Annotated in this window: 12 protein-coding genes and 2 riboswitches; of the genes, 3 read left to right on the forward strand and 9 right to left on the reverse strand. The window is 65.0% G+C overall.

Features of this window, described 5'->3' with window-relative positions:
- Positions 1 to 7 precede the first annotated feature (7 nt).
- The gene (locus ACTPOI_RS12570) at positions 8 to 1,081 is read right to left on the reverse strand and encodes a MerR family transcriptional regulator (RefSeq protein ID WP_440109276.1); all 1,074 of its coding nucleotides are present in this window, start codon (positions 1,079 to 1,081) and stop codon (positions 8 to 10) included.
- Between the two features lie 36 nt (positions 1,082 to 1,117).
- Positions 1,118 to 1,528 (reverse strand): FKBP-type peptidyl-prolyl cis-trans isomerase, encoded by a 411-nt coding sequence (locus ACTPOI_RS12575; protein ID WP_440109278.1) that lies wholly within the window; start codon positions 1,526 to 1,528, stop codon positions 1,118 to 1,120.
- A gap of 251 nt (positions 1,529 to 1,779) precedes the next feature.
- Here ACTPOI_RS12575 and soxC point away from each other — a divergent pair, with 251 nt between their 5' ends.
- Both soxC and ACTPOI_RS12585 read left to right on the forward strand, forming a co-directional pair.
- A complete protein-coding gene (soxC, locus tag ACTPOI_RS12580) occupies positions 1,780 to 3,021 on the forward strand; it encodes a sulfite dehydrogenase (protein ID WP_440109280.1) in 1,242 nt (413 codons plus the stop codon).
- Positions 3,014 to 3,658 (forward strand): c-type cytochrome, encoded by a 645-nt coding sequence (locus ACTPOI_RS12585; protein WP_440109282.1) that lies wholly within the window; start codon positions 3,014 to 3,016, stop codon positions 3,656 to 3,658. Before soxC ends, ACTPOI_RS12585 begins: the two co-directional genes overlap by 8 nt.
- Positions 3,659 to 3,712: 54 nt before the next feature.
- On the opposite strand, the gene ACTPOI_RS12590 is transcribed toward ACTPOI_RS12585, so the two are convergent.
- The 7 genes from ACTPOI_RS12590 to ACTPOI_RS12620 all read right to left on the reverse strand — a co-directional run bounded on the left by ACTPOI_RS12590 (position 3,713) and on the right by ACTPOI_RS12620 (position 12,178).
- Positions 3,713 to 4,321 (reverse strand): Crp/Fnr family transcriptional regulator, encoded by a 609-nt coding sequence (locus ACTPOI_RS12590; protein ID WP_440109485.1) that lies wholly within the window; start codon positions 4,319 to 4,321, stop codon positions 3,713 to 3,715.
- 16 nt (positions 4,322 to 4,337) lie between these two features.
- Positions 4,338 to 7,226, reverse strand: coding sequence for an aminomethyl-transferring glycine dehydrogenase (gene gcvP, locus ACTPOI_RS12595; protein WP_440109284.1), 2,889 nt, complete (start codon positions 7,224 to 7,226; stop codon positions 4,338 to 4,340).
- Positions 7,227 to 7,340: 114 nt separating this feature from the next.
- Positions 7,341 to 7,715: a glycine cleavage system protein GcvH gene (gcvH, locus tag ACTPOI_RS12600; protein WP_069105576.1), complete on the reverse strand. Its 375-nt coding sequence runs from the start codon at positions 7,713 to 7,715 to the stop codon at positions 7,341 to 7,343.
- 94 nt (positions 7,716 to 7,809) lie between these two features.
- Entirely contained in the window at positions 7,810 to 8,946 is a 1,137-nt protein-coding gene (gcvT, locus tag ACTPOI_RS12605) for a glycine cleavage system aminomethyltransferase GcvT (RefSeq protein ID WP_440109286.1), read from the reverse strand.
- A gap of 51 nt (positions 8,947 to 8,997) precedes the next feature.
- A riboswitch (glycine riboswitch) is annotated at positions 8,998 to 9,121 on the reverse strand.
- 13 nt (positions 9,122 to 9,134) lie between these two features.
- Positions 9,135 to 9,240: riboswitch (glycine riboswitch) on the reverse strand.
- A 6-nt stretch (positions 9,241 to 9,246) separates the two neighbouring features.
- Positions 9,247 to 10,524 (reverse strand): TRAP transporter large permease, encoded by a 1,278-nt coding sequence (locus ACTPOI_RS12610; RefSeq protein ID WP_440109288.1) that lies wholly within the window; start codon positions 10,522 to 10,524, stop codon positions 9,247 to 9,249.
- An 82-nt stretch (positions 10,525 to 10,606) separates the two neighbouring features.
- Positions 10,607 to 11,101 (reverse strand): TRAP transporter small permease, encoded by a 495-nt coding sequence (locus ACTPOI_RS12615; protein ID WP_440109290.1) that lies wholly within the window; start codon positions 11,099 to 11,101, stop codon positions 10,607 to 10,609.
- Positions 11,102 to 11,206: 105 nt separating this feature from the next.
- Positions 11,207 to 12,178 (reverse strand): TRAP transporter substrate-binding protein, encoded by a 972-nt coding sequence (locus ACTPOI_RS12620; RefSeq protein ID WP_300457002.1) that lies wholly within the window; start codon positions 12,176 to 12,178, stop codon positions 11,207 to 11,209.
- Between the two features lie 436 nt (positions 12,179 to 12,614).
- Here ACTPOI_RS12620 and ACTPOI_RS12625 point away from each other — a divergent pair, with 436 nt between their 5' ends.
- Entirely contained in the window at positions 12,615 to 13,073 is a 459-nt protein-coding gene (locus ACTPOI_RS12625; protein WP_440109292.1) for an Lrp/AsnC family transcriptional regulator, read from the forward strand.
- Positions 13,074 to 13,218 lie beyond the last annotated feature (145 nt).

The raw sequence follows: 13,218 nt of genomic DNA on the forward strand, positions 1-13,218 counted from the left end.
CGTACGGTCAGACCAATGGATCCTGAGGCGCCGTTGAATTCATCGGAATTGCACAACTGGCCGAGCCCGGCTTGCCCGGTTGCGCGCACGCGGCCGCGGCCTGCAGGTACGCCCGTACGTCGCTGCTCAAGGGCGAGCCGGCCTGCAGCAAGGGCTCGCTGGCCGTGGCCTGCATCAGCCGGGCACGCAGACCTGAGTCATGGCTGGCGAGGGTGTCCAGCAGCGCACTCCACCTGCGCGCGCAGGCCAGTGCGTCAGGGTGGTGGCAGGGCAGGGCGCGCGCCATCAAGGCCTGCACATCGCGCTGCAAGTCGGCCCACGCGTGGTGCGGCACATGGCCCAGGGCGCTGAAGTCCTCGGGCTGCAGGTACTTTTCAAGCAGTGCCATGCGCAGTTTGATCGCGCCTTCGATGTATTCGATCATGTCGCCGGGCGGGGCATGGTTGCGCCCCTGGGCGGTGGGTTCGGTGCGGAACATGTGGCCCCACCGTTCCAGGAGGTCCATGTCGCCATGCATCCACTGCAGCATCAGGGCCATCCACCGATAGGCCAGCGCCTGCACCTCGGGTGCATTGCGGGGCAGTTGCTGGTCCATGGCACGGCGCACCTCGTCCTTCACCGCAAGCCAGTCGGCCTCGATGGCTTTCCAGCTCTCGAAAATGCGCTTGAGCTCGGCGGTGCTGAAGTGCTTGCGATAGGTGGTCATGAGGGCCAGCGTTTCCAGCCAGTTGCCCATGTCAGGCTCCGCTCCGGCCACCAGCCCGTCGCGCAGCATGGCCAGCCTGCTGCGCAGGTCGGTGGCGCGGGCAATCTGGTCGTCCAGCGCGCGGATCTGCTGGCTGATGATGCGCTGCGGCGCCACGCCTTCACCGGCCAGCAGCTCGCCGATGTCGCCCAGCGCCAGGCCCATCTGCCGCATGGTCTGGATGGAGTGCAGCCGTTGCACATCGGCCTGGCTGTAAAGCCGGTAGCCGGCGTCCGACCTGCCAGAGGGCTTGAGCAGCCCGATCTCGTCGTAGTGGTGCAGCGTGCGCACCGTGAGGCCGGCGCGCCGTGCGAGGTCACCGACCTTCAGCAACATGGGGACAGCCTGTACGACGGGGGCGGGCTGGCATGGTCAGCGGCGTACGGACACCAGTTCGACTTCGAAGTTCAGCGTGGCGTTGGGCGGGATCACGCCGCCCGCGCCGCTGGCACCGTAAGCAATGCCGGGGGGGCAGGTCAACTTGGCCTTGCCGCCAGGCTTCATGCGCTGCACTCCTTCGGTCCAGCAGGGGATCACGCGGTTGAGCGGGAACTCGGTGGGCTCGCCACGCTTGTACGAGCTGTCGAACTCCTTGCCATCCAGGAAGGTGCCGCGGTAGTGCACCTTGACCGTGTCGGTGGCCTTGGGGGATTCGCCGGTGCCCTCCTTGAGCGACTGGTAGACCAGGCCGCTGGCCGTGGTGACGGCTGCTGGCGCTGACTGGGCGTGGGCAAGTGGGACGGCCAGCAGGCCGGCGAGCAGAAAGGCGGAGCAGGAGCGCACGGTGGTACCTCGGGTAAGGGGTAAAGGGGGAAAAAGCGGAAGGGGAATCGAAGAGCGGGTTCGCAGGTGCAAGGCCCAAGGGCAGATGCGGGCGCGGGGGCGCCAGTGTAAGGGCGTGGTCCGAGGGCCGTGCAGCAGGCCTGCCACGAAGCGTTGCGCGTAGCGTTAACCGGCGTTAATGCGCGCCCTGGGTTGCGCCCTCAGACTGCCGGTGCGGCCACAGGGCCGTGTGCAACCATGAGGGGATTTGAATGACTTCACACGACGTCCGGGCGGGCCTTGCGCGGCGGACATTTTTGGGCGCGCTGGCGGCTGGAAGCAGCGCCGCCACCCTGGCGCAGCCCGCGCAAACGCTGGCCGCAAGGCTGCCCGGGTCGATGGCACGGGCGGGCGGCGCAGACGTTCCGTATGGGCAGCCTTCGCTGCATGAAGCCGCTGTTCAGCGCACCCCATCGAACCATTCCGGGTTTGCCGTGTGGCGCACGCCGCTGGAGACACAGCGCGGCATCATCACGCCCAGCGGGCTGCATTTTGCGGTGCATCACAGTGGCATTCCCGAGGTCGATCCGCAGCGGCACAGTTTGCGTATCCACGGCCTGGTGCAGCGCCCGCTGCAGTTTGATGTGGAGCGGTTGCTTCGATACCCCATGGTCAGCCGGGTGCATTTTCTGGAGTGCGCGGGCAATTCGGCGGCTAACGCGTTGTCGCCGACCGCGATGGACCAGACCTTGGGTGAGATCGCGGGCGAGGTGTCATGCTCGGAATGGACGGGGGTGCCGCTGTCGTACCTGCTGCAGGAAGCAGGCGTCAAGGACACCGCCCGCTGGGTGGTGGTGGAGGGGGCGGACGGTGCTTCGCACAGCCGCAGCGTGCCCTTGCAGCCATTGAAGGAGCACGCCATGGTGGCGCTGTACCAGAACGGCGAGCGGTTGCGCCCGTCGCAGGGCTATCCCATGCGCCTGTTCATTCCGGGCTTTGAAGGCAACGTGAATGTGAAGTGGCTGCACCGGCTGGAGGTGACCGACGCGCCGGCCTACACCAAGGATGAGTCGGGCCTCTACACACAGCCGCTGGCGGATGGCCGTATCGAGCGCTTTGCCTTTCACATGGATGTGAAGTCGGTCATCACGCACCCGTCGGGCCGCCAGAGGCTGTCCGAGCCCCACGGTTTTTACGAGATCGCGGGACTCGCGTGGTCCGGCTACGGCCGCATTGCGCGCGTGGACGTCTCGGTGGACGGTGGGCGCACCTGGGCTGCCGCGCAACTGCACGGCCCGGTTCTGGATCGGGCATTCACCCGCTTCACGCTGCCCTGGCGCTGGTCCGGACGCAAGGCAGAGCTGATGAGCCGCGCCACCGATGAGCACGGGCGCACCCAGCCCCTGCGCAGCGAATGGAAGCGCCGCTACGCCATGCATTCGTTCAACCATTACAACGCAGTGCAGGCGTGGCGGGTGCAGGCCGATGGGCGGGTGGAGAACATGTATGCGTGAAGATCGCATCTGCTGCCAGTTGCGGATTGCAGCGTCCGCTTTGCGACGGTACTGGAAGGCAGGCTCCAGTGCGGTGGTCGCGTCGGTGCTGTGGGCCGTGCCCGGCGGGGGAGGTGCCAGCGAGGCCGTGGTGCCGCCACCCGCCATCGGCCTGGGCAAGGCGTTGACCGCCGAGGAGATCGAGCGCTACGCCATCACCGTGTTCCCGGACGGGCGTGGCCTGCCGCAAGGCCGCGGCACGGTGGAGCAGGGCGCCCGCCTGTACCAGATGCAGTGTGCCGCGTGCCACGGTGCGCGGGGCATCGAAGGGCCGGCGTCGCGCCTGGTGGGAACCGATGGATTCATTGGCTGGAGCGACCCCTTGCGGCCCCTGCGTGTGCGCAAGTACCCGCTGCAAGTGTTTTCGGTGGGGGCGATGTGGCCCCATGCCACGACGCTGTTTGACTATGTCCGCCGCGGCATGCCCATGCATGCCCCCAAGAGCCTGACCGACGAAGAGGTCTATGCGGTGACAGGCTATGTGCTGCACCTGAACGGCCTGGTGGCCCGCCAGGCCGTGATGGACCGCGAGACGCTGCCCAAAGTGGTGATGCCCGGGCTGGCAAGAACCGTATCGGCCTGGCCCGCAGAACGCTGAGGTGTGATGGCTATGCCGAGACGTCGTGGTGAGCATCTGCGTCCCGGCGGTGCCTCAAGCCACGCGATGCCCGTCCGCCATGCCCATCCGGGCGCGGATGCGTGAAAGCGAAACCGGTGAGATGCCGAGGTAGCTGGCCACCTGGTGTTGCGGAATCTGTGGCGCCAGTGGCCCGTACGCGGCCAGGAATGACTCGTAGCGTGCCTGCGCTGTCAAGCTGAGCAGTTCCGCTTCACGGTGCGCCTGCTGCGTGAACACGTGGCCGATGGCCTGCGCAAGAACGCCTTCGAGGTGCGGATGGGTGTTTTGCCACTGCCGGAGCGTGTCGTAGTCCAGTTCGACAGCATCCACCTGCGACAGCGCTTCGATGGCGTACGGACTGGGCACCACAAGGGGCGGCAGGCTGCCCCCCACCCAGTTGCCCGGGCCGTGAAAAGAACGGTTGCGCTCGGTGCCCTGATCGTTGAGGTAATACAGGCGGACCACTCCGCGCTCGATCAGCCAGCATCGGGTGGCGTTGTCGCCCGCGCGCTGCAACGGTGTGCCGGCTTCCAGCGTGCGCCGCAGCAGCGTCTTCCAATGCGCTGCTAGCGTTGGCTCCGCGCCCAGCAGCGCCGCGAGCGCCTCTGGGTCGCAGACATTGCACGGGGCCTCGGGCGTCATCAAAGGGCGGGCCCTGTCAGGCGTAGTCAGACACAGGGATGCAGCTGCACGACAGGTTGCGGTCGCCCCAGACGTTGTCCACGCGGCCCACAGGCGCCCAGTACTTGCCCTTGCGCAGGGCGGGCACGGGGTAGGCGGCGGCCTCGCGGCTGTAGGGGCGGGTCCAGTCGCCCGAGAGTAGGCTTTCTGCCGTGTGCGGTGCGTTCTTGAGCGGGTTGCTGTCCTGCGGCCATGCACCGGATTCGATCTGGCGGATCTCTTCGCGGATGGCGATCATCGCGTCGATAAAGCGGTCCAGCTCGTGCAGCGTCTCGCTTTCGGTGGGCTCCACCATCAGCGTGTTGGGCACCGGGAAGCTCAGCGTGGGCGCATGGAAGCCGTAGTCGATCAGGCGCTTGGCCACGTCCTCGGCCATCACGCCACTGGTGTCCTTGAGGTGGCGCAGGTCCAGGATGCACTCGTGGGCCACGTGACCATTGCTTGATGCGTACAGCGTGGGGTAGTGGTCCTTCAGGCGCACGCTGACGTAGTTGGCCGAGAGGATGGCCACTTCGGTGGCCGACTGCAGGCCCTCCGCGCCCATCATGCGGCAGTACATCCAGCTGATGGGCAGCACGGCGGCGTTGCCCAGCGGAGCAGCGCTGACGGCGCCCACGCCACCAGCCACGCCGGCCGTGGCATGGCCGGGCAGGAATGGGACCAGGTCTTGCACCACGCACACCGGGCCCACGCCGGGGCCGCCACCGCCGTGGGGAATGCAGAAGGTCTTGTGCAGGTTCAGGTGGCTCACGTCGCCGCCAAACTCGCCGGGAGCAGCCACGCCCACCAGGGCGTTCATGTTGGCACCGTCCACGTACACGCGGCCGCCGTGCTGGTGCACCAGCGCGCACAGTTCCTTTACGCTGGTCTCGAACACGCCGTGCGTGCTGGGGTAGGTGATCATCACGGCCGCCAGATTGGCGCTGTGCTGCTCGCACTTGGCCTTCAGGTCTGCCATGTCGACGTTGCCGTTGGTGTCGCACGCCGTCACCACCACCTGCATGCCCACCATCTGCGCGCTGGCAGGGTTGGTTCCGTGCGCGCTGCTGGGGATCAGGCAGATGTTGCGGTGCGCGTCGCCCTGCGCCTCGTGGTAGGCCTTGATGGCCAGCAGACCGGCGTATTCACCCTGGCTGCCAGCGTTGGGCTGCAGGCTGATGCCCGCGTAGCCCGTGGCCTGGCACAGCCAGGCGCGCAGTTGTTCGTCCAGCTCCTTGTAGCCCTGTAGCTGGTCGGCTGGAGCAAAGGGGTGCATGTGCGCAAACTCCGGCCAGGTGATCGGGATCATCTCGCTGGTCGCGTTGAGCTTCATGGTGCAGCTGCCCAGCGGGATCATGGTGCGGTCCAGCGCCAGGTCCTTGTCGGACAGCTGGCGGATGTAGCGAAGCATGCCGGTTTCGGAATGGTGCGTGTTGAAGACCGGGTGCGTGAGGTACTTGCTGGTGCGGCGCAGCTCGGCCGGGATCAGTGGCTCAACGCCCTTTTCAAAGGCGTCGAAGGTCGGCAGTGCCTGTCCGTCCTTGGCGAAGATCTTCCACAGCAGCTCGACATCGGCCCGTGTGGTGGTCTCGTCCAGCGAGATGCACAGGTACTCTTCGAAGTAAATCCGCAGGTTGGCGCCCATTTCTACTGCTTTGGCAGCTATGGATTTGGTAGCGCCAGCGGTGTGCAGGCTCACGGTGTCAAAAGTGGCTTGCGGGCGCACTGGCGCACCCAGCTGCTCCAGGCCGCGCGTGAGGATGGCTGTATAGCTGGCCACGCGCTGCGCAATGCAGCGCAGGCCTTCAGGACCGTGGTACACGGCGTACATGCTGGCGATCACGGCGGGCAGGACCTGGGCCGTGCAGATGTTGGACGTGGCCTTTTCGCGGCGGATGTGCTGCTCGCGCGTCTGCAGCGCCAGGCGGTAGGCGTGGTTGCCGTGCGCGTCCACGCTCACGCCCACCAGGCGGCCGGGCAGGCTGCGCTTGAATTCATCGCGGCAGGCCATGTAGGCCGCGTGCGGGCCGCCTGCGCCCATGGGCATGCCAAAGCGCTGGGTCGTACCCACCACGATGTCGGCGCCCCATTCGCCGGGCGGCGTGATCAGGGCCAGCGCCAGCAGGTCGGCTGCTGCAATGAAAGCTGCGTTGCGCGCGTGGGCCTTGTCCACCTCGGCACGCAGGTCGTCAATGCGGCCGCTGGTCGAGGGGTACTGCGCCAGCACGGCAAAATATTCGCCATCGAGCAGGGTGTTCCATTCTTCGGCCGAGTTGGCCAGATGCACCTCGATGCCCAGGGGCTTGGCGCGCGTCTGGATCACCTCGATGGTCTGCGGGTGCGCGTCGCCGGCCACCACGAACACGTTGCTCTTGCTCTTGACAGAGCGCTTGGCCAGCGTCATGGCTTCGGCCGCGGCAGTGGCTTCGTCCAGCATCGATGCGTTGGCAATGGGCATGCCGGTCAGGTCGCACACCATGGTCTGGAAGTTGACCAGCGCTTCCATGCGGCCCTGCGAGATCTCGGCCTGGTAGGGCGTGTAGGCGGTGTACCAGGCGGGGTTTTCCAGGATGTTGCGCAAGATGACGCCCGGCGTGTGCGTGCCGTAGTAGCCCTGGCCGATGAAGCTCTTGAGCACCTTGTTTTTCGATGCAATCGCCTTGAGTTCTGCCAGCGCTGCGGCCTCGGTGATGGGCAGTGGCAGGTCCATGGCGCGGCTGCGCGCAATCGAGCGCGGCACGATGCTTTCGATGAGCGCGCGGCGCGATGCCTCGCCAATCACGGACAGCATGTGCGCTTCATCAGCGGCATCGATACCGATGTGGCGTGGCAGGAATTCGGTGGCGTTTTCAAGCTCGCCAAGGGGCGTGGCGGATTGCATCAGCATGGGGCAGTCTCGTGAGGGCGGGGTTGGGGTGGGGCCGGGCGCTGGTGCGCGGGCGGTGGGGCCCGTGCCGGGCATGGCCCGGCGCCATGCCCGCAAACGCATCGCGCTGATCGATCAGGCGTTCTTGGCGAACTCGGTGTAGGTGGCTTCGTCCAGCAGGGCGTCGAGCTGTGCGGCGTCCGACAGCTTGACCTTGAAGAACCAGCCGCTGTTCAGCGGGTCGGTGTTGGCCAGCGAAGGATCGGCGCGCAGGGCTTCGTTCACTTCGGTGACTTCGCCCGAGACGGGCATGTACACGTCGGCAGCGGCCTTGACGGACTCGACCACACCAGCGACTTCGCCTTGGGCAAAGGTCTTGCCGACTTCGGGCAGGTCCACAAACACCACGTCACCCAGGGCGTCCTGGGCGTGCACGGTGATGCCGACGATGGCGGCATTCTGGTCAGCGACGTTGATCCATTCGTGGTCTTTGGAGAATTTGACGGTCATGGGGGGCTCCTCAAAAATTGATGGTTGAACAGGTAAGAGACTGCACTGCGCAATGTAGCGGGCCCGCGGGCAGCATGGCCGCGGGCGCCCGGCGTCAGCCTCTGAAATAGTTGGCCGGCACGAAGGGCATGGCGCGCACTTCCATCGGCACCGGCTTGCCGCGCACGATGGCATTCACGCGCGTGCCAATGGCAGCAAACGCAGGCGCCACGTAGCCCATGGCCACGGGTTCGTTCACCGTGGGCCCCAGCAGGCCGCTGGTGACCTCACCGATCTTCTGGCCGTCGGTGCTCTGCAGCTCGGTGTGGTCGCGCACGGGTACGCGCTCCAGCGCGACCAGGCCCACGCGCTTGCGCAGCAGGCTGGCAGGGTTGTCGATCTGCGCCAGTACCTTGTCGGCACCAGGGAAGCCACCTGCGCGCGCACCGCCTGTGCGGCGCACTTTCTGGATGGCCCAGTTCAGCGCGGCCTCGGGCGGTGTGGTGGTGGTGTCGATGTCGTTGCCATACAGGCACAGGCCGGCTTCCAGGCGCAGCGAGTTGCGGGCGCCCAGGCCGATGGGCTTGACCTCTGGCTGGGCCAGCAGGGCGCGTGCCAGCGTATCGGCCTGCGCGGCGGGCACCGAGATTTCAAAGCCGTCTTCACCCGTGTAGCCGCTGCGCGTGACAAAACAGTCGCAGCCTGCAATGCTGAAGTCGCCACCGGTCATGAAGACCAGCTTTGCAACGCCGGGCGCCAGGCGCGCCAGTGCAGTGACGGCCTGCGGGCCCTGCAGCGCCAGCAGTGCGTGGTCGGGCATGGGGATGACCTGGCAGCGCTGACCGATGCGCTCGGTGATATGGGCGATGTCGCCCACCTTGCAGGCACCGTTGACGATCACGAAGATCTCATTGTTGCCCTTGTTGAAGAACATCAGGTCGTCAATGATCGTGCCTTCGTCGGTCAGCAGCAGACCGTAGCGCTGCTTGCCCACTGGCAGGTCGATCACGTCCACCGGCATCAGACTCTCGAACGCAGCCGCGGCGTCGGGCCCCACCAGTTTGAGCTGGCCCATGTGCGACACATCAAAAAGGCCGGCGGCCTGACGGGTGTGCAGATGCTCAGCCATGAGGCCTGCGGGGTACTGCACAGGCATGGAATAGCCGGCAAAGGGGACCATGCGCGCGCCCAGCTCGATGTGCAGGGCGTTCAGGGGCGTGGTGAGCAGGGGGGCGGCAGCAGGGGATGACATGGGCGGGGCTCCGGGCAAATGGGGGCCGCGGCCTTCAACGATGGCCGCGGTATTTGCCCTGCTGTCCGCTTTACCTGAGAGATTCACCGCAGCGCCCTGGCTGGCCCTGCGGTTTGCTCCTTCGGTGGATGGGGGCCGCGCGTGGGCGGTGCCATCTCTCTCCAGCAAGGGAACGCCCGCATCACTGCGGGCGGTTGTCAGTCCTTTTGCCTGAGCGTTCGGCTGCTGCCTGCGCCTTCGGCGGTGCAGCGCGAGCCATTCACTGGCCGGCGCACTCTCTCCTGACGGCCTCGATTCTACCTACTTTGCGTACACCAGGTCCCGCAGGAAGAGCGAGATGGATGGCACATACGTGATGATCAATAGGCACGCGAAGATCACGCCCACGAATGGCAACAGGTGCGGGATGATCCGGTCGAGCGATATCCGGGCCACCGTGCAGGCCGCAAACAGGTTCACGCCAAAGGGCGGCGTGATCATGCCCAGCGCAAGATTCACGACCATGATCAGGCCGAAGTGAACGGGGTCGATACCGAAGTGCACCGCCACAGGCGCCAGGATGGGCGCGAGCACGATGATGGCCGCACTGGTCTCGATGAACATCCCGATGATGAACAGTGCCGCGTTGACGCCCAAGAGGAAGAGGGCGGGCGACTGCAGCACGGCTTCAAGCCAGCGGCCAATGGCATCGGGCACGCCCGCGCGGGTGATAAGGAAGGCAAAGAGACCAGCGTTCGCGATGATGAACATGATCACCGCTGAAGAGATCGCAGACTTGCGCAGGATGGCGAACAGGTCCTTGAGCTTGATCTCGCGGTAGATCACGACCCCCACTACCAGCGCGTAAAAAACAGCCACTGCGGACGCTTCGGTGGGCGTGAAGACACCCCCGTAAATGCCGCCCAGGATGATCACGGGCATCAGCAGTGCCCAGCCGGCCTGCAGCGTGGCCTTGCCAAACGACATGCGGCCTTCGCCATCGTTCTTGCCCCAGCCCTTGTATTTGCAGTAGGCCCACACAAACAGCATCAGCGCGCCGCTGATCAAAAGACCCGGGCCAAAACCGGCGATGAACAGCTCGCCAATCGACACCTCGGCGCTCACCCCGTACAGGATCATCGGAATGGATGGCGGAATGATCACGCCCAGCTCGGCGCTGGTCGCCTGCAGCGCAGCCGCATAGCTCGTGGGGTAGCCGTGCTTGATGAGCGCCGGGATGAGGATCGCGCCGATGGCAAACGTGGTGGCCACCGACGAGCCCGACACGGCCGCAAAGATCATGCAGGTGAGCACGCAGGTCATGGGCAGGCCGCCCTGCACGCCACCGACAATGCTCTTGGCAAACTCCACCAGGCGGCGCGAGATGCCGCCGGTCTCCATCAGGTTGCCAGCCAGGATGAAGAAGGGGATGGCCGCCAGCGGAAACTTGTTGATGGAGGCAAACATCTCCTTCACCGAGATCAGCATGTTGGCGTTGGACGCCTGGATGCCCAGGATGGAGGCGAGTCCGATGGACACCGCCACCGAGATGGTGAGCGCAAAGCACAGCACCATCGTTGAAATCATGACCAGGCTCATAGCGCTCCCACCATCGGCGTTGCTTGCAGTTGCGGGCCCTGAAAAGGCCAGCTTATTCGTTTGACTGGGCGGAGGAACGCGCTCATTGGGCGGTCTCCAGTTCCATGCGCAGCGGGTCGATCAGGTTGCCGATGATCCCGACCACGCAGAACAGCCCGCCGACCGGCATCGCAAGATAAGCCCAGAACATCGACACCGATTCCAGCCCGGCCATGCTCTGCACGCCGCCGCGCTGGGCGTAGTCCCATCCGTACCAGATGATGATGCCGATCAGTGCCAGGGCGGCCAGTGCCACCACCCAGTCAAGCACGCGCCGTACCCTGGGCGGGCTCCAGCGGTACAGCACATCCACGCTCACCATGGCGCCCTGGCGGAACGCCGCCGGAATGGCCAGGAACACCATCCAGATCAGGCTGAACCGGATCAGTACCTCGGTCCATTCGGCGGGCTGTTCCAGCACGAACCGCGTCACGATCTGGAACATGCCCAGCGATGCCGACAGGGCCAGCATGGCGCAGGCCCCCAGCATGGCGCTGAAAGTGGCCCATCGCTCAAAGGTCAAAAATGCTTGTTTCATGAAAGGCGCAGGCGCAGGGCCAAAGCGTAGGAAACAGAATGATAAAGCGCCCGTCAGCGCAATGGCTGCGGGCGCTGGATGCTATCTTATTGATAGCGATCCGAATTACTTCACGTCGCGGATCTTGTCCAGGGCAGCCTTGCCAAACTGCTTTTCAAATTCAGCGTTGACGGGTGCCAGGGCTGCCACGAACTTGGACTTGTCGGGGTTGTCGATCACGGTCATGCCCTTGGCACGCAGGTCGGCCACGCCCTTGGCGTCGTCTTCATCCACGCGGGCGCGGTTGGCCTTGGTGCCTTCCTTGGCGGCGTCGATGAAGGCCTGCTTGTCGGCGGCCGAGAGCTTGTCGAACGAGCCCTTGTTCATCACGAAGATGGCGGCCGAGTACACGTGGCCGGTGAGCGTGAGGTGCTTTTGCACCTGGTCGAACTTGGCCGAGATGATCACGGGCAGCGGGTTCTCCTGGCCGTCGACGGTACCTTGCTGCAGGGCAGTGAACACTTCAGGGAAGGCCATGGGCGTGGTGATGATGCCAAAGCCCTTGTACGCGGCGATGTGCACAGGGTTCTCCATCGTGCGCATCTTCAGGCCCTTGAGGTCATCGGGCGTGTTGACCGAGCGCTTGCTGTTGGTCATGTGGCGGAACCCGTTCTCGGCCCAGGCCAGCGCCTTGAACCCCTTGCTGTCGAACTTGGTCAACATCTCCTGGCCAATGGGGCCGTCGAGCACGGCGCGGGCGTGTGCCTTGTCACGGAACAGGAAGGGAACATCCAGGATCTTGGTGTCGGGCACGAAATTCGGGATGGGGCCTGTCGAGCTGAAGGCCAACTCCTGCGTACCGAGCTGCACCGCCTCGATCGACTCGCGCTCGCCGCCCAGTGCGCCGTTGTAGAAGGTCTGTACCTTGTAGCGGCCGCCCGTGCGCTTTTCGACTTCCTTGGCGAAGGTGTCGATGGCAACGCCCTGGTGCGAGTTCTGTGCCGTGGAGATGCTGATGCGCATGGTGGTCTGCGCGGCGGCAGTGGCTACAAAGCCCAGTGCCAGGCTCAGTCCAAGGACGATTCGGGTGAGTTTCATTCGCGTGTCTCCGGTGGGATGTAGGGCGACGCAGCAGCGGGCCGCGCGCAGGACTTCTAAATTATGGGTGCCGCACAGCCGCCGGGGCATCGGGGTTTGTGCTGGTAAGCGTACTTATGAACTGGCTGAGCATCCCAGATGCGTCTTTGGAAGCTCACTCATCGTGCCCCCGCCCTGGGGCAGCAATGTGCGTGGGGCATGGAGCGCGTCGGCTTGCAGGGCTGCCTGTTGCCCGTTGCGCCGGGCCCCCAATGCCAAGGGCCCCGTGCTGGCGGTAACCAGCCGGGGCCTTGTCAGTTTGTGCGCTCCGGTAAGAACGCCTTGATGGGAGAAGTATGCAGGGCAGGGCGCAGATGATTTTGCTGAAATGATCGCAGTGTTGCTGAAATGCAGAAGGATTTTCTGTTAATCAGCCAAACGGTGAATAATCAGCACCATGGATCGCCTTGACCGAAAAATTCTCGCTGTACTCCAATCCAACGCACGGGCCAGCCTGCAAGAGATCGGCCAGGCCGTGGGTCTCAGCCCTTCGCCCTGCTGGGGCCGCATCAAGAAGATGGAAGAAGCGGGCGTGATCCAGGGCTATACGGTGCGCATCAACCCGCAGGCGCTGGACCTGGCCGATACGGTGCTGGTCCAGGTCACGCTGGACAGCCACTCCGACAACACGCTGGAGAAGTTTGGCGAAATCCTTGCGAGCATTCCGGAGGTCATCGAGGCCCATCTGGTTTCGGGCGACTACGACTACCTGCTGCGCGTGGTCGTGAAGGACACCCGAGACTACGAGCGCCTGCTGCGCGAGAAGCTCTACAAGATCAAGGGCATCCGGCACAGCCGCTCGAGCTTTGTGCTGCGAACGCTCAAGAAGGCGGATCTGCCTCTTTTTGCCGGTTAGGGCATCAAAAAGGCCGGTAGCGCTGGATTTAAATGCCTAGATTGCTATCGAATAAATAGCATTTTTGTTCCGTCAGGGTTGCCGTGGTTGATCCGGCTGTGCCATCGCGGCGCCCTGAAAGGGTGCGGTTTACCGACGCTGGGAG

It is taken from the genome of Acidovorax sp. BL-A-41-H1, from assembly GCF_051942715.1.